A 24,121-nucleotide genomic window follows, 5' to 3' on the forward strand; every position below is an offset into this window, starting at 1 on the left:
TGCCGGGGGCGCCCTCCTACGGCTCCGGATCCGGCCGGTGGCCGGACTCCGGTCAGATCAGGCCGAGCTCGCGGACCGCGTCGCGCTCCTCGGTGAGCTCCTTCACCGACGCGTCGATGCGCGCACGGGAGAACTCGTTGATGTCCAGGCCCTGGACGATCTCGTACTTCCCGTCCTTCGTGGTGACCGGGAAGGAGGAGATGATGCCCTCGGGGACGCCGTACGAGCCGTCCGACGGGATGCCCATCGAGGTCCAGTCGCCGTCGGCGGTGCCGTTGACCCAGGTGTGCACGTGGTCGATGGCGGCGTTGGCGGCGGAGGCGGCCGAGGACGCGCCACGGGCCTCGATGATCGCGGCGCCGCGCTTGGCGACGGTCGGGATGAAGGTGTCGGCCAGCCACGCCTCGTCGTTGACGACCTCGGCGGCGTTCTTGCCGGCGATCTCCGCGTGGAAGATGTCCGGGTACTGGGTCGCCGAGTGGTTGCCCCAGATCGTCAGCCGCTTGATGTCGGAGACGGCGGCACCGGTCCTGGTGGCCAGCTGCGAGATCGCACGGTTGTGGTCCAGGCGGGTCATCGCGGTGAAGCGCTCGGCCGGTACGTCCGGGGCGGCGGCCTGCGCGATGAGGGCGTTGGTGTTGGCCGGGTTGCCGACGACGAGGACCTTGATGTCGTCCGCGGCGTTGTCGTTGATGGCCTTGCCCTGCGGCTTGAAGATGCCGCCGTTGGCGGACAGCAGGTCGCCGCGCTCCATGCCCTTCGTACGCGGGCGGGCGCCGACCAGGAGGGCGACGTTGGCACCGGCGAAGCCGACGTTGGCGTCGTCCGTGATCTCGATGTTGCGCAGCAGCGGGAAGGCGCAGTCGTCGAGCTCCATGGCGGTGCCCTCGGCGGCCTTCAGGCCCTGCGGGATCTCGAGGAGTCGCAGGTTGACCGGCACGTCCGGGCCGAGCAGGTGGCCGGAAGCGATGCGGAAGAGCAGCGCGTAGCCGATCTGGCCGGCTGCGCCGGTCACGGTGACATTCACGGGAGTGCGGGTCATGGCGATCTCCGTTAGACAGCTGGCGGTGGGGGTCCCTGCCCCTGGTGCTGGATACCTCTGAATCTTGATGTGAAGAGATATCCAGCGGTCAGGCTATCCGACCCCCGTTCCCAGGGCCGCCCGCCCCCACTGTGGGGCCGCACACAGTCGGTTACGCAGCGCAGCCCCCGCTCGTGTCACTCCGGCGTGGCGCAGCCGGTCTCCCCGGACGCCAGGGTCACGCAGGCCTCGGCGTCGGATGCCTTCTTCACAGCGACCATCGGGGTGTACGCGTCGGCGTCGGCATCTGCCTCCACGGTGCCGTCCTGCTCCGACGAACCGGTCGTGATCCGCACGGTGTCCCCCGGTGACGCCTGGGTGATGCGGGCCCAGGCGGCCCCGCAGGCCTTGCTGTGGCGGACCTCGACGAGGCCACCTCCGACCGTCGCCCTGGCGACCGTGTCGGCGAACCGGCCGCCACACCCCATGGCTTCCGGGTCCGCTCCGGTGCAGTCGGCGCCGCCGCACCCGACACCGGCGGGCAGCCGCTGCGCGCTGGTGCCCGGACCGGCGGACGGCGTCGCGGCGGCGGTGCCGGAGCCGTCGCCCCGGCCCGTGAGCAGCACGACCCCCGCCGTCAGCAGGAGCGTGCCCACGGCGCCCGCGAGGAACAGTGGCAGCCTCCGCCGGCCGCTCACCCGGCGTTCCCGGGAACCGCCACCCGCACGGCGTACGTCTCCGCCGGAGCCAGGCGCGTCTCCCGGCTTCGGCTGCCGCGGAATCCGCGGGGCCGTACCGCGCTGGACGGGAACGGACGGCGAAGGGCCGGTGCCGCCCGATTCCCCCAGGGGCCCCGCAGAGGGCGAGCCCCCCGTCGGTACGCCGCCCGGACGGCCCGCACGCCTGGCCGCCACGGGGGCCGCGGCCACACCCGCCTCACCGAGCGCCGCACGTGCCTGGGAGATCCTGATGGCCTCCATCGTCATGTCGTGGCGCATCTCGGAACGGCTCCAGGCCCGCTCGGCCAGTTCCCACATGGTCGTCAGATGGTGATGCTGTGTGCCCGTCACCTCGGCGAGCGCGACGATCGCCCCCCTGGGAGCGAGCAGCCTGCCGTTGAGGTAGCGCTCCCACGACGTCTTGCTGTAGCCCGTGCGGTCGGCGACCGCGGCCAGGCTCAGACCGCCGCGGTCCACCAGTCCGCGCAGCATCCCCACGAACTCCCGCATCTGCGGATCGAGTTCTTCCGGCAGTTGCTTCCAACGAGGCATTGCTTCCCCCAGTCGATCCCCCGGACCGTCCCGGCGCACCCCCGTTCCCCGGCGCCGGATGACTCCCCCTGTCATCGGGACGGGGGCCCCGCACTCCGAACTACCCAGAAGGATGCGCGGATCAAGGGTGCCGGTTCCGGACAAAGAGGCGCACAGGGGCATTCGGCAGGAGCACTCGCTCCGCCGTGCGCCGTCGCGCGTACCGAGTTGGCCACCGGTCGTTGCGTGACGATCACACGATGGCGGAATGGTCACTTCCGTGCCACAGACCCCAGGCGTCCCTTGAACCCCCCACCTCATGCCCATGACACTTACTTCAGGGCAGGGCGAGGCCGCACAAGTCACCGTGTTCCGGGATCTCCCGCGCCGGACCCCTGGCCGGTGTCCGTCCCTCCTCGGGGGAGGGGACGGACACCCCTCAGCGGATCGTGAAGTGGACCACGTCCTGCAGGATCGGGACCTGCAGCCATGGCCTGGGCTGCGCCATCAGCGCGAGCAGCACGAGCAGCGTGCCCATCAGGCCGTACGTGACCAGGTCGGTGAACCGTGACCGCACGGCCAGCATGCCGACGGAGGGGACCACCCACCGCAGCACCGCCCCCGCGAGCAGCGCGACACCCATCAGCATCGTGCCGATCCTGAACGCCTGGTCGAAGGTGTCGGCCCCCACGATCAGCAGCCCGAGCCCGGCTGTGCAGAGCACCGTGAGCAGCGGCCACTGCCGGGCGGGGGCGGGGGCGTCACCCGGCGCCGCCCGGCCGCCGCCCTCCGGACGCGCGGTGTCACGGGTCAGCGAGAAGCGACGCGGGGGCGCCCAGGTCGAGCCACCGCTCCCGGCCTCCCCGGCGGCCCCGTCCGCCTCGGCGGTGACGGACGCCCCGCCCTCTCCGGACGTCGCGGCCGTCTCCGGCGCTCCGGCTTCCCTGTCCGTCCCGGGCTCCCTGTCCGTCCCGGGCTCCCCAGTCACCTGGGACTCCCCCGGCGCATTGGCGTCTTGGGGCACCCGGGCCTCCCCGGACGCCGCTGCCTCATCGGCCGGTCCGTCCGTGTGCACACCGTCCGCCGGACTCGTACCAGCACCCATGACGTTTCTCCGGTCCCGGGTCAGCCGGCGGATGCGGCGGAGGCCTCGGCGGCGGCGCGCTCGGCCGCCTCGACCACGTTGACGAGCAGCTGGGCACGGGTCATGGGGCCGACGCCGCCCGGGTTCGGGGCGACCCATGCGGCCACCTCGGCCACACCCGGGTGGACGTCGCCGACGATCTTGCCGTTCTCGTCCCGGCTGACACCGACGTCCAGCACCGCCGCGCCCGGCTTCACGTCCTCGGGCTTGACCAGGTGGGGCACACCGGCGGCGGCGACGATGATGTCGGCCTGCCTGAGGTGCGCCGAGAGGTCACGGGTGCCGGTGTGGCACTGGGTGACGGTGGCGTTCTCCGACTTGCGCGTCAGCAGCAGCGGGAGGGGACGGCCGATGGTGACGCCCCGGCCGACGACGACCACATGGGCGCCGTTGATCTCCACGCCGTGACGGCGGAGCAGGGTGACGACGCCCTGCGGGGTGCAGGGCAGCGGCCCGCTCTCGTTCAGCACGAGCTTGCCCAGGTTCATCGGGTGCAGCCCGTCCGCGTCCTTCGCCGGGTCCATCAGCTCCAGGATGCGGTTGGTGTCGATCCCCTTGGGGAGGGGGAGCTGCACGATGTAGCCCGTGCAGTCCGGGTTGGCGTTGAGCTCCCGTACGACCTCCTCGATCTCCTCCTGGGTGGCGGTGTCGGGGAGTTCGCGCTGGATGGAGCCCATGCCGACCTGGGCGCAGTCGCGGTGCTTGCCGTTCACGTACCAGCGGCTGCCCGGATCGTCGCCCACGAGCAGGGTTCCCAGGCCGGGTGTGATGCCCTGTGCCTTGAGGGCCGCCACGCGGACGGTCAGATCGGACTTGATCGCAGCTGCGGTGGCCTTGCCATCGAGAATCTGGGCAGTCATGCCACCCATCCTCGCGGATGACCCCGCCCGCGTACCAATCCAGGCCCGCCGGGTGGACGGGAGATTGCACTTGCACAACGCATTCGGCTATCGGCTGGACAAATGGCGGATGTCACGACGACGATAAGGCCCGCATCACCGCGGACAGTGTCGGGGGGACCACCGTTCAGATTGCACACGATTCCTCCGCCCGGCCGCGTCGTCCCCGCACTTCGCAACGGAGGAAACTCGCCATGAGCTTCGGCGATCCCAACAACCCCTACGGCCAGCAGCAGAACGCGCAGCCGGGCGGTCAGCCGGGCTACGGCTACCCGCAGCAGCCCCCGCAGGGCGCCGCCCCCCAGCAGGGCTACGGCTACCCGCAGGCACCGCCGGTCCAGGGCGGTTACGGCTTCCCGGGCGGACCCACCGAGATGCCCGGCGGTGTGAAGGCCGCCCGCGTCATGCTCTTCGTGATAGCCGGGCTCCAGGTCATCGGCGCGATCTTCGTCGCCCTCGCGGCCGCGGCTGTGAACGCCGCCAAGAACGACGCGACGCTCCAGGAGGACGTCCAGTTCCAGCAGCTCGCCGAGTACTCGGGCGCCGTGCTGTGGGGCATCGTCGTCTTCGCCGTGCTGTGGGGAGTCCTCGCCGTCGTCCTCGGTGCCAAGTTCGGCAAGGGGGGCAGCGGAATCCGCATCGCCACCATCGTCTTCGGCGTGATCACCGCGATCCTCGGCATCTACCCCTTCGTCGTGATGGGCCTCGCCCACACGGTGCTCGCCATCCTGGTCGTCGTCTTCGTGGCGAAGTCCGACGGCGGCGCCTGGTTCAACCGCCAGCAGCAGCACTGACGTTCCCGCACCCGCGCGTGAAGGCCGTAGCACCCGCCCACCCGGCGGGTGTGCGGCCTTCAGCCGTTTTCGGGCGCCGGTGTGGTCCGCTCCATGACGACGAAGGAGCCCGCCTCCCGGCTGATCCGGTAGCGCGCCTCAGGGTGCAGCTGCTCGGCGTACTTCACCGGGTCCTCGATCGGCTGCGACCAGCCGAAGTCCAGGTTGATGGCCACGACGTCGGGTGCGGTGCCGGGGGCCCCGCCGACCCAGTAGACCGTGCGGTCCCCGGTCAGGTGCGCCATCAGCGTGATGTCCGTCTCCACCCGCGCGCCCACGGGAATGGCGTCCAGCGCCTCCTCGGCGGCGTGGGTGCGTGCGTCGGCGCGGTACGTCTCCGGACGCAGCAGGTCGCGGAGCGGGAGGTGCTGGGTGAGGGTGACGGCGATCGCCGCGGCCACCGGGGCGGCGACGTTCGCGTACGAGACGAGCCAGGGCCGCTTCGATGCCCGGCTGCGGCGGATGCCGTCGGCCATGGCCAGGAAGACCACCGGCATCAGGATCGCGCTGTAGTGCCACACCATGCCCCAGTGGTTGGAGTCCTGGGAGAGCAGACGCCAGCCGAGCGTGGGCAGGACGAGCAGGATCAGGGGCGAGCGGAGCGCCATGAAGGCCGTGATGCCGACCAGGAAGACGAGCATCTCCAGCTTGACGGAGGAGTCGAACACGCCGAGGACCGAGTCGAGGAGGGGGACTTCCTTCCCGCCGTTCTCCTCGATCTTCTTCCAGTAGTCGTACGACCCCGCGCTGCTGGCCGCCGGTATGAGCACCAGCACGGTGAGCGCGAACGAGGCCACGCCGAAGGCGGCGAGCAGAAAGCCCTGGAGCCGCCTCCCGTACAGGGCCAGGAGCCCGCCGACGACGGCGACGGTGATCCCGAGGTCCTCCTTGACCAGGACCAGCGGCAGTGACCACAGGACGACGGCACGCCAACGCTCCATGAGCAGGGCCCGGCAGACCAGGGCCAGCAGCGGGACCGCGAGCGCTATCTCGTGGAAGTCGGCTTTCACCGCTTCCTGCAGCCCCCAGGACAGCCCGTACGCGACGGTGACGCACAGACCGGTGCGGCCGCCCAGGACCTGCTGGACGGTACGCCCGACGACGACCGCGGAGGCGGCGAACAGGGCGGCCTGCGCGAAGATCAGGGCGACGGCGGACGGCCAGATCCAGTAGAGGGGGACGAGGAGCGCCACGAGCGGGCTGAAGTGGTCGCCGAGGATCAGATAGCCCGGCCCCTTGATGTCGACGACAGGGGCGTCGAATCCGGCGTACGCGCGCACTTCCTGTTCGAAGATGCCCAGGTCCCAGGAGGGCGACTGGAAGTGGCTGTAGCGCAGGTAGGCGTAGAGGAAGTAGAGCGCGCAGAGACCCGCGGCCGCGATCAGGTACGGACGCAGCGGTGCCGGGTGCGGCGTACCGGTGGCAGGCCCCGGGGCCTGCTCCCCGGACACGCCGGTCTCGCTCTGGTTCAGGTCAAGCACGGTGCCCCCGCAACGGAATCCCACACTGGTCACTGCCGGTCGCACCGGTCCTGCGGCTACGGCCCCGACAAGGCCATTCATTAGAACAGAGGGACGAGTGGGCGCCGTACGCCGGACGCGCCGCAGGCCGCACCCCTCGGGGGTGCGGCCTGCGGTGGTGCTACGACCCGGGTGTCAGTGGAAGAAGTGGCGCGTGCCCGTGAAGTACATGGTCACGCCGGCCTTCTTCGCGGCCTCGACGACGAGCTCGTCACGGACCGAGCCGCCCGGCTGCACGACGGCCTTGACTCCGGCGGCGGTCAGGATCTCCAGGCCGTCGGGGAAGGGGAAGAAGGCGTCGGACGCGGCGTACGCGCCTCGGGCCCGCTCCTCGCCCGCCCGCTCGACGGCGAGCTTCGCGGAGTCGACGCGGTTGACCTGCCCCATGCCGACACCGACCGAGGCGCCGTCCTTGGCGAGCAGGATCGCGTTGGACTTGACCGCGCGGCAGGCCGTCCACGCGAAGGCGAGCTCCCTGAGCTCATCGGCGGAGAGGGCCTCACCGGTGGCGAGGGTCCAGTTGGCCGGGTCGTCGCCGTCGGCCTGGAGCCGGTCGGTGACCTGGAGCAGGGCGCCGCCGTCGATCGGCTTGACCTCGACCGTGGAGGCCGGGGCGTCGGGGCAGCGCAGCACCCGGATGTTCTTCTTACGGGCCAGCACCTCGACGGCGCCGTCCTCGTACGCCGGGGCGACGATGACCTCGGTGAAGATCTCGGCGACCTGCTCGGCCATCTCGACGGTCACCGGCCGGTTGACGGCGATGACGCCGCCGAAGGCGGACAGCGGGTCACAGGCGTGCGCGTTGCGGTGCGCCGTCGCGACGTCGCCGGCGATCGCGATGCCGCACGGGTTGGCGTGCTTGATGATCGCGACACACGGCTCGGCGTGGTCGTAGGCGGCACGGCGGGCCGCGTCGGTGTCCGTGTAGTTGTTGTAGGACATCTCCTTGCCGTGCAGCTGCTCGGCCTCGGCGAGGCCGCCCTCGCCGGAGGTGTAGAGCGCGGCGGGCTGGTGCGGGTTCTCGCCGTAGCGCAGGACGTTCTTGCGCTCGTACGTCGCACCGGAGAAGTCCGGGAAGCCGGAGTCGTCGGCGGGCGCGTAACCGTCGGCGAACCAGGAGGCGACAGCCACGTCGTAGGCGGCGGTGTGCTGGAAGGCCTCGGCGGCGAGCCGCTTGCGGGCGGTCAGGTCGAAGCCGCCCGACCTGACCGCGGCGAGGACGTCGGCGTAGCGCTCCGGGCTGGTGACGACGGCGACGGACGGGTGGTTCTTGGCTGCGGCGCGGACCATCGACGGCCCGCCGATGTCGATCTGCTCCACGCACTCGTCGTCGGACGCGCCGGAGGCGACGGTCGCCTTGAACGGGTACAGGTTGACGACCACGAGGTCGAACGGCTCCACGCCGAGCTCGGCGAGCTGCTCGCGGTGGGCGTCCAGGCGCAGGTCCGCGAGGATGCCGGCGTGCACACGGGGGTGCAGCGTCTTGACGCGGCCGTCGAGGCACTCGGGGAAGCCGGTGAGCTCCTCGACCTTGGTGACCGGAACACCGGCGGCTGCGATCTTCCCGGCGGTGGAGCCGGTGGACACCAGCTCGACACCCGCCTCGTGCAGACCGCGGGCGAGGTCTTCGAGCCCCGTCTTGTCGTAGACGCTGACCAGGGCGCGACGGATGGGCTTATTCACCGACATGACCGAGATGAACCTTTCGTCCCTCAATGCGATAGCCGTCACGGGCGAGCCGCCCCACGGCCTCGACGAGCAGCTTGCGCTCGATTTCCTTGATGCGTTCGTGGAGGGCCGCTTCGCCCTCCGCCGTTTCCTCTTCGGTCACCTCGACCACGCCCTGCGCGATGATCGGACCGGTGTCGACGCCGTCGTCGACGAAGTGGACGGTGCACCCGGTCACCTTCACGCCGTACGCGAGCGCGTCGCGGACGCCGTGGGCACCGGGAAAGCTGGGGAGCAGGGCGGGGTGGGTGTTGACGACGCGGCCGCCGAACTCGGCGAGGAAGCCCTGTCCCACGATCTTCATGAATCCCGCGGACACGACGAGGTCCGGGCGGTGTTCCGCAACAGCCGCGGTCAGGGCCGCGTCCCAGTCGTCACGGCTCGCGTACTCGCCGAGCTTGCACACGAAGGTGGGGAGCCCGGCGCGCTCGGCCCGTTCGAGCCCGTAGGTGCCGTGGCGGTCCGCGCCGACCGCGACGATCCGGGCCCCGTAGCCCTCGGGGTCGTCACCGATCGCATCGAGGAGTGCCTGGAGGTTGGTGCCTGAACCGGAGACGAGCACGACCACGCGGGCCGGAGCGGCGGAGGGGGGCGGGGAGGCCACGGCAGGGCCCTTTCTCGCGTGGTGCAGCAGGTACGCGATGTGCAGGAGGTGCGTTTGTATGGTCGTACGAAAGAAGCTCGTCCCGCGATACGGGGAACTCTACGAACGGTCCGACCGTCAGCAACGATACCGGCACACCTGGCGGCCTCCACGGGACGGGGGCGTGACCGGAAGGTAGCGTCAGGGGACAGGGAACCGCCCCCGGGCGGAAATGACGAGATGGGGAAGACGTTCACCACATGCCGGACCGCCTCCGCACCGCCCTTGGCCACCCGCTGCCCGAGCGGGCATCCACGCTGATGCGGGAACGCCAGTCCTCATCGCCGGACTCCTCGTCGGGCTCCTCGTCGGGACCGGGTTCTCCCGCGGGCTCCTCGTCGGGCCCGGGATCTTCCCGCGGCTCGGGCTCCTCGTCCGGTTCGTCCGACGACAATCCGTTCGCGGCGCCGCCCGAGGACCGCCCCGACCAGCCCTGGCAGCCCCGCCACCCCTCCCAGCCGCCGGGGAACCACGGCAACGGCGGAAGCGGAGACGGTGGCGAAGGACACTCCGACGACCGCCCTGTCTGGGGCAGCCAGTGGAGCGACCAGCAGCCCGGCCGCCAGAACGGCGGGTTCGGCGGCCGTCCCGGCGGCACCGGCGGACCGAGCGGTCAGGGGGGTGGCCCCGAGGGCAGTCCCGGCGGGCCGCGCTGGGACCCGACCGACCCCGTTCAGCGGCGCGCACGCTACGCGGTGCTGGGCGGCATGTGGGCGTTCTTCTTCGCCCTCTTCGACTTCCCCGAGATTGCGATGCTCCTCGGCGCCCTCGCCGTGTACTGGTCGGTCAGCGCCCTCCGCGGCGGGCCGCGGAAGCCCCAGGCCGGTGCAGACCCTGCTGCGGCGTCCGTCACGGGCGGCCCGGACCGAGCGGCGACTCCCCCGTGCCCGGGGGCCGTGCCCGGAGCTGTCCCCGGCGCCGCACAGATCAGCAGCCGGCAGCAGACCACGGCGGCCGTCAGCGGTCTGGTGACGGCACTGCTGGCCCTGGCGATCGTGGCCACCGGCTACACGGTGCAGCTGGTCTACCGCGACTACTACACCTGCGTGAACGACGCCCTCACCAAGACCGGCGCCGTCGCCTGCAACGACAAGCTGCCCGACCCGCTGGAGCCCTTCTTCGGCGTGAAGAAGTAGCCCCGGCCCCCGTGGGCCGCTCCCTACGGAGCATCTTCCCGGCCGGGTTCCGAGTGCCCGAGGGCATCCGGGACCCGGCCGGTCCGCGTGTCGGGCTCTTCCGCCGGAGCCACGGGAGGAGCAGGCGCGGGGGCCGGATCCGGAGCCGGGGCGGAGGAGGACGCGGGCCCTGAAACCGGGGCGGGCGGCGGAACCGAGGCGGGACCTGGAGCCGGGGCAGCAGAGGCAGGCCCGGAGACCGGGGCGGCCGCCGGCGCCGTTTCGGGAGCGGGCGCCGGGGCGGGGGCCGTTGCGGATGCGGGCCCCTGGTCCGCATCGGCCCGGAAGTCCGCCATCAGCCCGCCCGAATTCCTTTTGAGCACGGCCCAGCGCGCTTTCCTGGCCCCGTCCTCGTGCCACGAGTCGGCTGACAGGAAGTCGTACGGTTCCTCGCCCGGGCCCCCAGCCCTCTCTCCCTTCTCCTTCTCCTTCTTCTCCGGCTTCTGCCCCGGCTCCGGTTCCACCGGCTCCCCCTTCGCCGAGTCCCACCGCCAGCCCCACCGGTTCTCCCTCAGCCGCCAGGCCCTGAGCAGCAGCGCCACCGGTACGCCGATCACGGCAGTCCACACGAGAGCGGCCGGGCCCACCAGCCACCACACGGGACCGAACTCCGCCAGGGCCCCGGTCCCCAGCGCGCCACCCGACGCAGCCGCCAGAACCGCCGCCCCGGCACCGCACCCGAGGGCCGCCAGCGCTGCCACCAGCGCGGTCCGTCCCTGGCTCCACGCCTCCTCGCGCATCCCACGTGCCGGAGCCGCCCCATGTGCGACCAACCGTGCGACGGTCAGGCCCGCTACGACCGGCACCGCGACTGCCGCCCAGTTCACCGCCGTACCCGGGCCGTGGGACGGCACCGCGGCAAGCAGTGGGAAGTCCGGCAGCGCGGGCGGTCCGGTGAACGCGAGCGGGGCTGCCGTCGACGCCGTACCGAGGGCGAATCCCGGCCCGAGACCGTAGGCGGCACCCCACATCGCGGCGTTCGGCACGAGTGCCACCGCCAGCAGGAGGACGGAGATCCGTCCCGCCCAGTCGCCCGACAGCCCCAGGAAGGACTCCCTGGCCGCCCCCGCGTGCCACACCAGCGCCACCGCGACCAGCAGCGCACCGGCCCCGAGCAGCATGAGCACACCGGCGGCTGCCGACCTCAGAACCGCGCCGGCCCCGGACCGGAACCGGGAGCGGGCGGCTGCTTCCTGCAGCCTCAGCGGCGCCCAGACCAGCAGCGGAGTCAGCGGACGCCCACGCGCCGCCCACGCCCCCGCAGCGGCCGCGCCCGTCACCACGGCGGTGACGGGGAAGGCGATGGAGGCCCGGTCGGCGGGCAGCGCTCCGTCCCGCGCGTACGCCGCCGCGGCGAGCACGACCAGCAGATATCCGGCGCTCACCGCGCAGAACGCCCCGATCGCCGAGTGTCCGCCCGGAGCCTTTCCGTCGGTCTCCGCAGAGTCCCGGGCGGCCCGGTGCACCAACCACACGGGCAGCGCGACGAGCAGCAGCGGGACCGTCGCCACGGGCGTGGGGTGCCCTCCCACGGTGTCGGCCCTTACGAGTTCGGCGCCGTGGGCCAGCAGCCAGAGCCCTGTCGCCACGTGAAAGGCACCTGCGGGCCCGCTGTCGGGGTACGGCGAACTGATCCACAGCAGCATGACCAGGACGGCCAGCGAGCCCAGTCCCAGCCCCGCCGCGAGCGTCCCACGCACGAAAGCGGAGGCCAGGAAGGCGGACCTGCTCCGCTCGGCAGGCAACATCGGGCTGCGCTCGGTCACTTGGGTCACGCCGCCATGCTGCCAACGACACGCGCCTATTTCGCGTAACGGGCGTATGGCCGCTGTGTCGCCCAATATACGTTTATGTACTTTTTCACCCAGTGCAGTGCAACCGGGGACGGAGGCCGGGCATGACGCGGAGCACCACCGGCCAGGCTCCCGCCACCCCTCTGCCCTCCCCCAAGGAGTGCCGCAGGCTGCGCGAGGCAAGGGCACTGAGTGAGCAACAGGTCGCAAGGGCGGTGGGCGTCACGCCCGCCACCGTCCACGCCTGGGAAACAGGGCGCACCAGCCCGCGGGGCCGTAGGCGCGCGGCCTACGCCAGGGTGATCGGCTGCGCCGAGCACCGCCCTGCGCCGCCCCACCCCGTCGAAGCCACCGGGAGCAGCACGATGTCCCCGACCGGGCCCGGCACCTGCCGGACCACGAGCACCCGGACCGGTCCGGCCCCGGAACCGGAGCCGCACGACCAGGAAACCCCCGCCCCGGGAGCACCCGCCCGGGACGCCCCGGCTCCTGACGCGCTCGCTCCTGCCTCCCCCGGTCCGGACGGCACCGCACCGGAGACGACCGCGACGGACACACCGGCCCACGCCCTGCGGCCGGTTCTCGCGGCGGAAGATGCCTACGACGCCCTGTACAGCCGCACCGCGCCCGGCCTCACCCGTCAGATGTTCCTGCTGACAGGCCGCCGGAAGCTGTCCGTGGAAGCCGTCGAGCACGCCTTCCGCACCGCCTGGCAGCGCTGGCCCGATGTGGCCAGGGACCGCGATCCGGCGGGCTGGGTACGCGCGGTCTCGTACGAGTACGCGATGTCGCCCTGGCACCGGCTGCGCCGCACACACCGCAGGGCCGACCCGCCGCCCGAGGACCCGGCGCGGCGTGCGCTGCTCGACGCGCTGCTCGGCCTGCCGCCCTCGTACCGTCGCACGCTGCTGCTCCACGACGGCGTCGGCCTGGGGCTGCCGGAGACGGCCGCGGAGACGGAGGCGAGCACTCCTGCAGCGGCGAGCAGACTGGTGAACGCCCGCGCCGCCGTCGCCGAGCGGCTGCCCGGACCGTCTGAGCCACCGGCACCCCCGGCGCCGGCCGACGGGTCCGCACCGCTTCACGCGCTGCTCGGCGCACTCGCCCTCGCACTCGCACTCGCGGAGGAGGTACCGGCTCCGCCACCCGCCCCAGCCGTACGCGCGGGCAGCGAGCGCATCGCGCGACTCTGGACCCGGGCCGCACTCTGCTTCGGGGCCCTGCTCATCGGCTCGACCGCCTTCACCCTGCACACGGCCCCCACCCAGTACGAGCAGCCGCTGGCACCCGCCGAGCGTGTCGGCGGCGTCCCTCCACTGAGCGGTCCGCAGAAGCTGACGCCCCAGGACCTGGAACTTCAGAAGTCGTTGCGGGGCGAGCTCGCGCACGGCCCGGAGCGGCTGATCCCGCGCATTCCCTGACCGGGCTCCCCCGCCGGAAACGGCGCGGGCCCGCACCCCTTCGATGAGGGGTGCGGGCCCGCGCCGTTGCTACGGGTGACGCGGTGCCGCGGCGGACGGGCCGCCACGGCGCGCGGTCAGCCTTCGAGGATCTCGCGCGCCAGCTTGGCGGTCTCGGTCGGCGTCTTGCCGACCTTCACGCCGGCGGCCTCGAGGGCCTCCTTCTTCGCCGCGGCGGTGCCGGAGGAGCCGGAGACGATGGCGCCGGCGTGGCCCATGGTCTTGCCCTCCGGGGCAGTGAAGCCCGCGACGTAGCCGACGACCGGCTTCGTGACGTTCTTCGCGATGAAGTCGGCGGCACGCTCCTCGGCGTCGCCGCCGATCTCGCCGATCATCACGATGAGGTCCGTCTCGGGGTCCGCCTCGAACGCCGCCAGGGCGTCGATGTGGGTCGTACCGATGACCGGGTCGCCACCGATGCCGACGGCGGACGAGAAGCCGATGTCACGGAGCTCGTACATCATCTGATAGGTCAGCGTGCCGGACTTGGACACGAGACCGATGCGGCCGGGCTTGGTGATGTCGCCCGGGATGATGCCGGCGTTGGACTGGCCGGGGGTGATCAGCCCCGGGCAGTTCGGGCCGATGATCCGGGTCTTGTTGCCCTTCGAACCGGCGTACGCCCAGAAGGCGGCCGAGTCGTGGACGGCGATGCCCTCGGTGATCACGACGGCCAGCGGGATCTCGGCGTCGATCGCCTCGACGACGGCGGCCTTCGCGAAGGCCGGCGGCACGAAGAGGACGGAGACGTCCGCGCCGGTCTTCTCCATCGCCTCGGCGACGGAGCCGAACACCGGTACCTCGGTGCCGTCGAAGTCGACGGTCGTGCCCGCCTTGCGCGGGTTCACGCCACCGACGATGTTGGTGCCGTCGGCCAGCATGAGCTTGGTGTGCTTCATGCCCGTGGCGCCGGTCATCCCCTGGACGATGACCTTGCTGTCCTTGGTGAGGAAGATAGCCATGGTGTTGGAGTCCCTCGTCCCTTACTTCGCAGCCGCGGCGAGCTCGGCGGCCTTGTCGGCCGCGCCGTCCATGGTGTCCACGCGCTGCACGAGCGGGTGGTTGGCGTCGGAGAGGATCTTGCGACCCAGCTCCGCGTTGTTGCCGTCGAGGCGCACGACCAGCGGCTTGGTGACGTCCTCGCCCTTGGACTTGAGCAGCTCCAGGGCCTGGACGATGCCGTTGGCGACCTCGTCGCAGGCGGTGATGCCGCCGAAGACGTTGACGAAGACGGACTTGACGTCCGGGTCGCCGAGGATGATCTCGAGGCCGTTCGCCATGACCTCTGCGGAGGCGCCGCCACCGATGTCGAGGAAGTTGGCGGGCTTCACGTTGCCGTGGTCCTCACCGGCGTACGCGACGACGTCCAGCGTCGACATGACCAGACCGGCACCGTTACCGATGATGCCGACCTCGCCCTCGAGCTTGACGTAGTTGAGGTTCTTGGCCTTGGCGGCGGCCTCGAGGGGGTTGGCCGCGGCCTTGTCCTCGAGCGCCTCGTGGCCGGGCTGACGGAAGTCGGCGTTCTCGTCGAGAGACACCTTGCCGTCCAGCGCCAGGATGCGGCCGTCCTTGGTCTTCACCAGCGGGTTCACCTCGACGAGGAGCGCGTCCTCGGCGACGAAGGTGTCCCACAGGGTCACCATGGCCTCGGCAACGCCCTCGGCCACGTCGGCCGGGAACTTCGCCTGGGCCACGATCTCGCGGGCCTTCTTGATGTCGACGCCGTCGACGGCGTTGACCGGGACCTTCGCGAGGGCCTCGGGAGTCTTCTCCGCGACCTCCTCGATGTCCATGCCGCCCTGCACCGACGCCATGGCGAGGAAGGTGCGGTTGGTGCGGTCGAGGAGGTACGAGACGTAGTACTCCGCCTCGATCTCCGGGGACAGCTCGGCGATCATCACCTTGTGGACCGTGTGGCCCTTGATGTCCATGCCGAGGATGTCGGTCGCGCGAGCGACCGCCTCATCCGGGTCTGCCGCCAGCTTCACGCCGCCGGCCTTGCCTCGGCCGCCGACCTTCACCTGCGCCTTGACGACGGACTTGCCGCCCAGCCGCTCGGTCGCCTCGCGGGCTGCCTCAGGCGTGTCGATGACTTCACCGGCCAGCACCGGTACACCGTGCTTGGCGAAGAGGTCCCTCGCCTGGTACTCGAACAGGTCCACGCGCGTCCGTCCCTTTTAGTGGTCTCGCGGTTGGTTTTCTGCGTGGGCGTGCCGCGAGGGCAACGTGACTGCGCAGTCACTAGGGAGGCGCACACGGTTACCGGGTACGCGGCATGTCCATCCGGCAGGTTATCCCCAGCGCCACGCCGGACCCTAAATTGCAGATCACACCTGAGCGGTGATACCGGTCACAGATCGCGCTGGTAGCCGGGGTACGAAGGACAAAACGGCACCCCGAGGAGCCTGCCGGAGGCCGGCTTCCAAGCGTCCGGACCTGCGCCCTCCGGTTCAACGGCCGGTGTCGGGTATCGGCAGGGGCCGCTTCTCGATCGCCGCCGCCATGATCTCGGGGAAGAGGTCCGGGGTGCAGGCGAAGACCGGGGCGCCGAGCGCTCCCAGCGCGGCGGCGTGCTCCCTGTCGTAGGACGGGGTGCCCTCGTCGGAGAGGGCGAGCAGGGCCACGAACTGCACCCCGGACGCCTTCATCGCGGCGGCCCGCTCCACCATCTCGTCGCGGATCCCTCCCTCGTGGAGATCGCTGACGAGGACCACGAGGGTGTCCGCCGGACGGGTGATCCTCGACTGGCAGTAGGCGAGTGCACGGTTGATGTCCGTACCGCCGCCGAGCTGCGTGCCGAAGAGGACGTCGACCGGGTCGTCGAGCTGGTCGGTGAGGTCGACGACGGCCGTGTCGAAGACGACGAGGCGGGTCGCCAGGGCCCGCATCGAGGCGAGCACCGCGCCGAAGACGGCGGCGTGGACGACGGAGGCGGCCATGGAGCCCGACTGGTCGACGCAGAGGATGACGTCCTTCTTCACGGACCGGTCCGTGCGCCCGTACCCGATGAGACGCTCGGGCACCACGGTGCCGGCCCCATCGCCTCCCGGAAGGGACACGTAGTTCCTGAGGTTGGCCCGGATCGTGCGGTCCCAGTCGACGTCGCGGTGACGTGGCCGACGGCTCCTGGCCGAGCGGTCCAGGGCACCGGTGAGCGTCGCCCTCGTGCGGGTGGCCAGCCGGCGCTCCAGGTCCTCGACGACCTTGCGTACGACGGCGCGCGCCGTCTCCTTGGTCGTCTCCGGCATGGCCTTGCCGAGCGAGAGCAGGGTGCCGACCAGATGGACGTCGGGTTCGACCGCCTCCAGCATCTCCGGCTCCAGCAGCAGGGCGGCGAGCCCGAGCCGGTCCATCGCGTCGCGCTGCATGACCTGGACGACGGAGGACGGAAAGTACGTACGGATGTCGCCGAGCCAGCGGGCCATGCCCGGGGCGGATGCCCCGAGCCCCGCGGAACGATCTGCTCCGCCCCGGCCGCCCGGTTTCCTGCCGCCGCCGTACAACGCGGTCAGCGCTCCGTCCATCGCGGCGTCGCGTGCGGTGAGCTCGTGTCCCGTGCTGTCGGCGCCGTCCGCGCCGAGCACCAGGCGCCAGCGCCGCAGCCGCTCGTCCTCGGCGGCCGGAGCTGTGTCCATGTCCCGCACCCTCTCCTCGATGTCCGCCCGGTCCGTGGTCATCCGGCCGCCGCCCGCTCCGCCGGCGCTTCGGGGCCGAGCAGCAGCCGGAGCACCGGGACCACCGCGTCCGCCCGCTCCTCGTCGAACCCCTCGCCGAAACCCGGCGTGCCGGGCCCGCCCTCGTCGCGTGCCCTGCCTGGATCAGGTCCCCGGCGGACGAGCTCCCCCAGCGTGCGCCGTACACCCGGGTCATAGGTCGAGAAGGTGCGGCGCAGCAGGGGCAGCACGGCGGCGAACGTGTCGGCCGGAATGCCCGTCAGCCAGGTGTCGACGATCCCGAGGAGCCGGTCGTCGTGGACGAGAAGCAGGCCCCCGCCCGCCGCTCCGCCGACGAAGCCCTCGATCCAGGCCGCCGCGCCGGCCGGTGCGGCGCCGGGCGAGAGCGCCAGTCCCATCAGACGCGCGGCCTCGCTCCCGGCCAGCCGCCCGTCGTCCAGGAGCAGTCGCGTGGCACGCCCCCGGACCACACCGGCGACCGCGTCCCTCCCGGACAGCTTGTGGAGGACTCCGGCCCACCGCTCGGACAGCCCGTCCGCCCGTACGGCGACGGCGAGCAGCCCGATCGCCCGGTGCACCGCGTCCACTCGGCGTCGGGCCTCCGCCGCGGCCTCCGCGTCGAGACCGGTGCAGGCGGGCGGCAGTCCCACACAGACGCGCTCGGCGAGGCCGACGGCCACCTCGCCCAGGGCAGCGGTGTCGGTGGACCGGACGTCCCCGTACCGCAGGGAGCGGGCCAGGGAGGGCAGCGCGTCCGCGAGGTGACCGACGTCCGCATCGAGGGCGGCCCGGTCGGCGAGGGCCCTCATCACGACGGGCAGGGCCCCGGACAGGCCGGCCAGGAGGCACTGCTCGGCGAGCGCGGTGACTCCGGCGAGCGACGACGCCGACAGGGCGTCCGATTCGGCCCTGGCGGTCGCGGCGCCGAGCACGGTGGTGCCCCACACACCGGCCTCGGCGATCCTGACGAACAGCTCGGGCTCCCAGCGCAGCCGCCAGCTCTCCCGGAAGGTCCCCGTGCTGCCCCGGCCCGCGACGGGTTCGCCCCAGTCCACCCCGAGGAGCCGCAGCCGGTGCAGCAGTCCGCTGCGGGCGGCGTCGGTGTCCTTGCGCAGATCGAGCTCCAGGTCGCGCGTCTCCGCCTCCGGCCTGAGCCTCAGCGTGCGCTGCTGCCTGTCCAGGTCGCGCTGGAGGGGGACGGCGGGGGCCGTTTCCGGCACCTCGCCCAGGATCTCGCCGACGACGAGCCGGTCACGCACCAGGGCGAGCGGCACATCGGATCCCTCGCACATGACGGCCCTGACCGCGTCGGTGGCCTCGGCCAGGCCGACGGCCGGGCGGCCGCGCAGGGCGGCCAGCGTCCCGGCGAGCCGGACGGCCTCGATGACATGCGCCGAGGACACGGTCCTGTCCGTGTCACGCAGGAGTCCCGCCACCTTCGTCATCCAGCGCTCGACGGGCCGGTCGGGGGCGGCGAAGAGGTGGCCGTACCAGCCGGGCGACTCGATCCCCGCGCCGTATCCGCTGTGCCGGGCGAGCCTGCGATGGGTCCACGGCACCCAGGTCAGCTCAGCCTTGACCTTGGGCATTCCCCTGAGGAGCGCCCGGTCGGCGGCGACCGTCGTCCTCGCCTCGAGTGCGGGCACGTGCCACGCACCGCAGACCACCGCGATGTCGTCGCCGAACTCCTTGCGGGCGGCGCGCAGCTGGAGGCGCATGCACGCCTCCCGGACGGCGTCCTGCGGATGCCCTCCGTCGCCGTGTGCCTCACGCAGCGCCGTCATCGCCTCGGCGAGCGCGGCGAACGGGGCGCAGGGGTCGGCCGGCCGGCCGCCCGCCGCGCGGTGCTCGACGACGTCCTCCCACCAGCGCTCCGGGTCGTCGTAGCCCGCGGTCCCGGCGAGGATTCCGATCGGATCGATACCCCGGCCTTCCTCCGGTCCTCCGTCCCGCTGTTCCGCCAGCGCCAGGGAGTGCGCGGCGGGCAGGTCCACGAAGCGCACGGGGATCCCGTGCGCCGCTGCCCAGCGGATCGCCACCCACTCGGGCGAGAAGTCGGCCAGCGGCCAGAACGCGGCGCGCCCCGGATCGTCCACGGCGTGGGCGAGGAGCGCGACCGGCGGACGCATGCGACGGTGCGCGGCGAGGGGCAGCAGTGCGTCGCCCTCGGGCGGCCCTTCGACGAGCACGGCTCTCGGCCGTGCTGCCTCCAGGGCTGCCAGGACCGCACGTGCGGAGCCGGGCCCGTGGTGGCGCACCCCCAGCAGCAGCGGTCCCCTGCCGGCGGCGGCCGTCCCCCCGGCGCGGGGTGTCATTCGGCGGCCTCACGGCAGGCGCGGTAGAAGTCCTTCCAGCCGTCCCGCTCCCGGACGACGGTCTCCACGTACTCCTGCCAGACCACGTGGTCGGCCGCAGGGTCGCGGACCACGGCACCGAGGATGCCGGCGGCCACGTCGCCGGGGCGCAGGACGCCGTCACCGAAGTGGGCGGCGAGCGCGAGACCTCCGGTGACCACGGAGATGGCCTCGGCCGTGGACAGTGTCCCGGACGGCGACTTGAGCTTGGTGCGGCCGTCCGTGGTGATGCCGTCGCGCAGTTCGCGGAAGACCGTGACGACGCGTCGGATCTCGGCCAGGCCGTCGGGCGCCGGGGGCAGGTCGAGCGAGTACCCGATCTGGGCCACGCGCCGGGACACGATGTCCACCTCCGCTTCGGGGGTCGCGGGCAGCGGCAGCACGACGGTGTTGAACCGGCGGCGCAGGGCGCTCGAGAGCTCGTTGACCCCGCGGTCGCGGTCGTTCGCCGTGGCGACGAGGTTGAACCCCCTGACCGCCTGGACCTCTTGACCCAGCTCGGGGACCGGGAGCGTCTTCTCCGACAGGATCGTGATGAGCGCGTCCTGCACATCGGCCGGGATACGTGTGAGCTCCTCGACGCGGACGGTCATGCCCTCCGCCATGGCCCGCATGACGGGGCTCGGCACCAGCGCCTCACGGCTGGGCCCGTGGGCCAGCAGCTGCGCGTAGTTCCACCCGTAGCGGACGGCTTCCTCGGGGGTGCCGGCGGTGCCCTGGACGAGCAGGGTCGAGTCCCCGCTGACGGCCGCGGCGAGGTGCTCGGACACCCAGGTCTTGGCGGTCCCCGGAACACCGAGGAGCAGCAGGGCCCGGTCGGTGGCGAGCGTGGTCACGGCGACTTCGACGAGGCGGCGCGGACCCACGTACTTCGGAGAGATCAGTGTGCCGTCCGGGAGTGTCCCGCCGAGCAGATAGGTGGATACGGCCCATGGCGAAAGCTTCCAACGGGCGGGTCTGGGACGGTCGTCGGCGGCGGCTAGCGCCTTGAGCTCGTCGGCGAAGGCGTGCTCGGCGTGCGACCTCAGGACTTCGCCGCCGGGTGCGTCGGTCTGTACGGACACGGTCATGGATCCCCCTCCGGATCGGTCGATCCGATGCGGTTTCCACCGTGCACCACGCCACTGACAATCGGCCCCGGCACCGCACCGGGACCGGTCGGGGAGCAGGCGGAGGAGGCTCCCCCGCTGCGGGACGATCTCACCCTTGAACCCGCCCGGGCGGGGATCTCCCCGCACAGCGGCAGGCGGTCAAGTCGGTCCGGGACGGACGGACTCGCTGGTCGGAGCCGATTGTCAGTGGCACGCTCTACCGTCGTTTCCATGGTGCTGTCTCACGGGGGAGAACTCCGGCGCTCCGCCCACACGGTGGCGCGCCGGACGGCGGAGCGGGTGCTGGCCCTCGCTCCTGACGAAGCGACGAGGGAGGCGGGCCGCGCGCTCGCTTCGGAGCACGCGTGGCTGGAAGCGGGCTCCTGCGGTCCGGGCACGGCATGGGGGGTCTGCGGGGACGGCGACGGCGCTCCGTACCGCACGGCGGTCGACATCGACGAGCCCACTCACACATGCAGTTGCTCCGTCGGCACATCACCGTGCGGACATGCTCTGGGGCTGCTGCTCCTCCTCGCCTCCGGAGCGCCGGTGCCGGAGCGCACTCAGGAGCCGCCCCCCTGGGCATCGCGGTGGCTGGGGGACCGGGGCGTGCGGGCGGCCGCCAAGCCGCCCGCAGCGCAAGAGGTCCCCGTGGCGGCGGTGTCCGCGAGCAGGGCGGCGGTCCGTCGCGCCGAACGCAGGGCCGAGCGCATCACGGGCGGCGTACAGGAGCTGGACCAGCGGCTGACCGATCTGCTGCGTGACGGACTCGCGACGACGGACCGGCCGGACTACGGGCAGTGGGAGGAGACGGCGGCCCGCATGGTCGACGCGCAGGCTCCAGGACTCGCGGGCCGCGTAAGGGCCTTGGGCTCGGTGGCCGCCTCGGGGCCGGGCTGGCCGACGCGGCTGCTCGAGGAGTGCGCACTGCTGCACCTGCTGGACTCGGCCTGGCTGGGGCTCGACCGGCTGCCCGCCCCGCTGGCGGCGACGGTCCGCACGAGAGTGGGGCTGACGGCATCTGCGGAGGGGCCGGCCGTCCGCGACCACTGGCTGGTCCTCGCCCAGCACGACGCACCGGACGGCAGGATCGTCACCCGCCGCATCTGGCTGTCCGGCAGGGATTCGGGGCGTACCGCGCTGCTGCTGTCCTACGGACCGCCGGGGCGCGCCCCGGCCCAGGCACTGCCGGTGGGCGCGGTGATCGACGCCGAGTTGACGCCCTATCCGGGCGGCGGAGGTCTACGGGCCGGGCTTGGGCCGCAGTTCGGCGAGCCCCTCGTCCCGACAGGACCGCCCCCCGGCGGCACGGCGGCCGATGCCGTCGCCGCGTACGGGCGGGCGCTGCGGGACGACCCCTGGCTCGATGCCTGGCCGGCCACGCTGCGCGATGTCATACCCGCGCCGTCCGCGGACAGCTGGCAGTTGGTCGGGCAGGCGGACGGTTCCGCCCTGCCGGTCGCACCCTCGGCGCTGTCCCGGCCCGGCCTGTGGAAGCTCGTGGCGCTCTCCGGCGGTGGCCCTCTGACGGTGTTCGGCGAGTGCGGGCACCGGGGCTTCGACCCACTCACCGCCTGGTGCCCCGAGGACTCCGAGGGCGTCGGTCCGGGTGCCGCCGTCGCGCTCACCTGACGCACCGTCCTCCCGTTGAGGCGCACTGGCCCCAGCCCACGATGCCCGGACCACCGGAAGGGAACCGATGCCCACCGACACGACCGGGGTGCCCCTGAGCGCCCCCTGGGAAGACCTCGTCACTTCGGCGCTCCTCGGCACCGACCGGCGCCCGCTCAGGGTGGAGGGCGGCGCCGCAGCCGGTCCGGCGGCACTGCTCGGCTCGGCGGCGGTTCACACGGTGCGGCGCAGGGCGGCTCTGCGGCCGGCCACCGGGGCCGCCCTGCCGGAGCCCGCACCCGCCGATCCCCGGCCCCCACTGCCTGCCGCCGCCCGCCGCAGGCTCGCCCAGTTGCTCGCCGACCGCTCGGCGCCACCCAGCGGCGGGCGCCGGGGAGTGGCTCCCGATCTCACCGAGCTCATCCCCCAGTGGCTGGCCTCCGCAGGTGCGCGCGGCTACCGGGCGCCGGCGGAGTTGCTGCCCGCCCTGCTGGACGCGGCGAGAGCGCGTACGGATCTGCGTCCGCACGTCCTGGCGTTCGCCGGGCCACGAGGACTCTGGCTGGCCGGGCTGAATCCGGAGTGGAAGTTCGCGCTGCGTGCCTCCTCGCGCGGCAGGCCGCGCCCGGTCACGACGGATCCCGGGGAGGTCGGCCTGCTCTGGGAGGAGGGCCTCTTCGCCGAGCGGGTCGCGCTGCTCGGGGCCCTCCGGGAGAAGGATCCCGGGGCCGCCCGCTCCCTGCTCGCCGGCACCTGGGCCTCGGAGCGTGCCGAGGACCGGCTGATGTTCCTCGATTCCCTGCGGTCCGGCCTCTCCGGGGCCGACGAGGCGTTCCTGGAGGAAGCTCTCGCGGACCGCAGCCGCAACGTCCGCTCCACGGCGGCCGAGCTGCTGTCCGCGCTGCCCGATTCGGCGCTCGCCCGTCGGATGGCGGCCCGTGCCACGACCTGTGTGAACCCCGACCGTACGGGGGACGTGCTGTCCATCGGCGTGGAGGCGCCGCACGAATGCGACGCGGCGATGCAGCGCGACGGCGTGGTCCCGGTGCCGCCCCCGGGCCGCGGTGAGCGGTCATGGTGGCTCGGCCAGTTGGTGGAGGCGACTCCGCTCGGTGTCTGGCGGGAGAGATTCGGCGGCCGGACGGCCCAGGTGCTCGTGGCACTGCCGGTCGCCGACGGCTGGGCAGGTGAACTGCATGCCGCCTGGTGCCGGGCCGCCGTGCGGCAGCGGGATCCCCACTGGGCGCGTGCACTGCTCGGCGCCCCCTCGACACCTCCGGCGAACGGCCCCGGGACGGCGTCGCCGGCGGAGCGGTCGAAGCTCCTCGCCACCCTGCCCCCCGGCGAACGGGCGCTCTGGGTCGCCGGCTTCATAGCCGCGCACGGCCTGTCCGACGCCTTCCAGCTGCTCGGCGTCTGCTCCGTGCCGTGGGACGGGCCGCTGGGCCGCTCGGTGGTCGACGCACTGGACATCGCTCGGGACGCGGGAAGCTATCCCTGGAGCTTCAGCGGGGTGATGGGCCTCGCCGAGCGCTGCCTGAACCCCGCCGAGGCAGAGCGGCTCGCGGTCCTCACCACCACGCCGGACGAGCCGGAAGGCGCTTCTCCCGGTGCGGGTGGCTACTGGTCGGAGGCTTTCCAGCGCCTGGTCTCCACCCTGCGCCTGCGCGCCACCATGGACGCGGAGCTGGCCCGGGGTGACGGCACGGAGTGACGGCACGGAGTGACGGCACGGAGTGACGGGAAGGGCCACGCACAGGGTTAAGGCACGCCCGGATACGCGGCCGGGGTCAGCATTCACCGGCCCGGCCCTGAGCCGAGTTCACCCCGACGGGCCAGTCCTCCGTCCCGGCACAGCCGTGCGCGGGCCGTTGCCCGGGCCACTCCTCGAACCCGGCCCGAGCCGAACCTCCCAAGCCACG

At 72.6% G+C, this 24,121-nt stretch carries 18 protein-coding genes; 5 read left to right on the forward strand and 13 right to left on the reverse strand.

The features are described 5' to 3' along the window. Nucleotides 1-52: 52 nt before the first annotated feature. The 4 genes from BFF76_RS08245 to BFF76_RS08260 all read right to left on the reverse strand — a co-directional run bounded on the left by BFF76_RS08245 (nt 53) and on the right by BFF76_RS08260 (nt 4,275). Complete coding sequence (locus BFF76_RS08245; protein ID WP_031096566.1) at nt 53-1,042, reverse strand: malate dehydrogenase; 990 nt, start codon at nt 1,040-1,042, stop codon at nt 53-55. Between the two features lie 176 nt (nt 1,043-1,218). Next, entirely contained in the window at nt 1,219-2,292 is a 1,074-nt protein-coding gene (locus BFF76_RS08250; protein WP_053930311.1) for a helix-turn-helix domain-containing protein, read from the reverse strand. A 418-nt stretch (nt 2,293-2,710) separates the two neighbouring features. Then, nucleotides 2,711-3,376, reverse strand: a complete 666-nt coding sequence (locus BFF76_RS08255; RefSeq protein ID WP_031096564.1) for a DUF3017 domain-containing protein — start codon at nt 3,374-3,376, stop codon at nt 2,711-2,713. Nucleotides 3,377-3,396: 20 nt separating this feature from the next. Beyond that, a complete protein-coding gene (locus tag BFF76_RS08260) occupies nt 3,397-4,275 on the reverse strand; it encodes a bifunctional methylenetetrahydrofolate dehydrogenase/methenyltetrahydrofolate cyclohydrolase (protein WP_031096562.1) in 879 nt (292 codons plus the stop codon). A 233-nt stretch (nt 4,276-4,508) separates the two neighbouring features. Here BFF76_RS08260 and BFF76_RS08265 point away from each other — a divergent pair, with 233 nt between their 5' ends. Continuing rightward, complete coding sequence (locus BFF76_RS08265; protein ID WP_053930310.1) at nt 4,509-5,108, forward strand: hypothetical protein; 600 nt, start codon at nt 4,509-4,511, stop codon at nt 5,106-5,108. Nucleotides 5,109-5,167: 59 nt separating this feature from the next. Here the strand turns inward: BFF76_RS08265 and BFF76_RS08270 are convergent, their stop codons facing one another. The 3 genes from BFF76_RS08270 to purN form a co-directional block, all read right to left on the reverse strand. Beyond that, nucleotides 5,168-6,628 (reverse strand): DUF2079 domain-containing protein, encoded by a 1,461-nt coding sequence (locus BFF76_RS08270; RefSeq protein ID WP_381821679.1) that lies wholly within the window; start codon nt 6,626-6,628, stop codon nt 5,168-5,170. A gap of 174 nt (nt 6,629-6,802) precedes the next feature. Next, complete coding sequence (gene purH / locus BFF76_RS08275; protein WP_065847824.1) at nt 6,803-8,356, reverse strand: bifunctional phosphoribosylaminoimidazolecarboxamide formyltransferase/IMP cyclohydrolase; 1,554 nt, start codon at nt 8,354-8,356, stop codon at nt 6,803-6,805. Continuing rightward, entirely contained in the window at nt 8,343-8,999 is a 657-nt protein-coding gene (gene purN / locus BFF76_RS08280) for a phosphoribosylglycinamide formyltransferase (protein ID WP_031096554.1), read from the reverse strand. Before purN ends, purH begins: the two co-directional genes overlap by 14 nt. A 239-nt stretch (nt 9,000-9,238) precedes the next feature. Here purN and BFF76_RS08285 point away from each other — a divergent pair, with 239 nt between their 5' ends. Next, nucleotides 9,239-10,174, forward strand: coding sequence for a hypothetical protein (locus BFF76_RS08285; RefSeq protein ID WP_065847826.1), 936 nt, complete (start codon nt 9,239-9,241; stop codon nt 10,172-10,174). A 23-nt stretch (nt 10,175-10,197) separates the two neighbouring features. Here BFF76_RS08285 and BFF76_RS08290 read toward each other — a convergent pair whose 3' ends face one another. Continuing rightward, entirely contained in the window at nt 10,198-11,979 is a 1,782-nt protein-coding gene (locus BFF76_RS08290) for a cell division protein PerM (protein WP_244167238.1), read from the reverse strand. A 131-nt stretch (nt 11,980-12,110) separates the two neighbouring features. Between BFF76_RS08290 and BFF76_RS08295 the strand changes: the two genes are divergently transcribed. Continuing rightward, nucleotides 12,111-13,427: a sigma factor-like helix-turn-helix DNA-binding protein gene (locus BFF76_RS08295; RefSeq protein WP_065847831.1), complete on the forward strand. Its 1,317-nt coding sequence runs from the start codon at nt 12,111-12,113 to the stop codon at nt 13,425-13,427. Nucleotides 13,428-13,543: 116 nt separating this feature from the next. On the opposite strand, the gene sucD is transcribed toward BFF76_RS08295, so the two are convergent. The 5 genes from sucD to BFF76_RS08320 form a co-directional block, all read right to left on the reverse strand. Then, nucleotides 13,544-14,428: a succinate--CoA ligase subunit alpha gene (sucD, locus tag BFF76_RS08300; RefSeq protein WP_031096545.1), complete on the reverse strand. Its 885-nt coding sequence runs from the start codon at nt 14,426-14,428 to the stop codon at nt 13,544-13,546. Nucleotides 14,429-14,449: 21 nt separating this feature from the next. Continuing rightward, the gene (sucC, locus tag BFF76_RS08305; RefSeq protein ID WP_031096542.1) at nt 14,450-15,631 is read right to left on the reverse strand and encodes an ADP-forming succinate--CoA ligase subunit beta; all 1,182 of its coding nucleotides are present in this window, start codon (nt 15,629-15,631) and stop codon (nt 14,450-14,452) included. Between the two features lie 288 nt (nt 15,632-15,919). Then, nucleotides 15,920-17,146, reverse strand: coding sequence for a VWA domain-containing protein (locus BFF76_RS08310; protein WP_381821685.1), 1,227 nt, complete (start codon nt 17,144-17,146; stop codon nt 15,920-15,922). Beyond that, entirely contained in the window at nt 17,143-19,458 is a 2,316-nt protein-coding gene (locus BFF76_RS08315) for a DUF5682 family protein (RefSeq protein WP_065847833.1), read from the reverse strand. The genes BFF76_RS08310 and BFF76_RS08315 overlap by 4 nt, the downstream gene beginning before the upstream one ends. Further along, the gene (locus BFF76_RS08320; RefSeq protein ID WP_031096534.1) at nt 19,455-20,567 is read right to left on the reverse strand and encodes an ATP-binding protein; all 1,113 of its coding nucleotides are present in this window, start codon (nt 20,565-20,567) and stop codon (nt 19,455-19,457) included. The genes BFF76_RS08315 and BFF76_RS08320 overlap by 4 nt, the downstream gene beginning before the upstream one ends. Nucleotides 20,568-20,819: 252 nt before the next feature. On the opposite strand from BFF76_RS08320, the gene BFF76_RS08325 reads away from it, so the two are divergent. After that, nucleotides 20,820-22,220, forward strand: a complete 1,401-nt coding sequence (locus BFF76_RS08325) for a hypothetical protein (RefSeq protein ID WP_065847835.1) — start codon at nt 20,820-20,822, stop codon at nt 22,218-22,220. A 67-nt stretch (nt 22,221-22,287) separates the two neighbouring features. Continuing rightward, complete coding sequence (locus tag BFF76_RS08330) at nt 22,288-23,913, forward strand: DUF5691 domain-containing protein (protein WP_053930304.1); 1,626 nt, start codon at nt 22,288-22,290, stop codon at nt 23,911-23,913. The last annotated feature ends 208 nt before the right edge of the window (nt 23,914-24,121 follow it).

Origin of the sequence: Streptomyces mutomycini (genome assembly GCF_001700505.1) — a bacterium.
In the GTDB taxonomy this organism is placed as follows: Bacteria; Actinomycetota; Actinomycetes; order Streptomycetales; family Streptomycetaceae; genus Streptomyces; species Streptomyces mutomycini.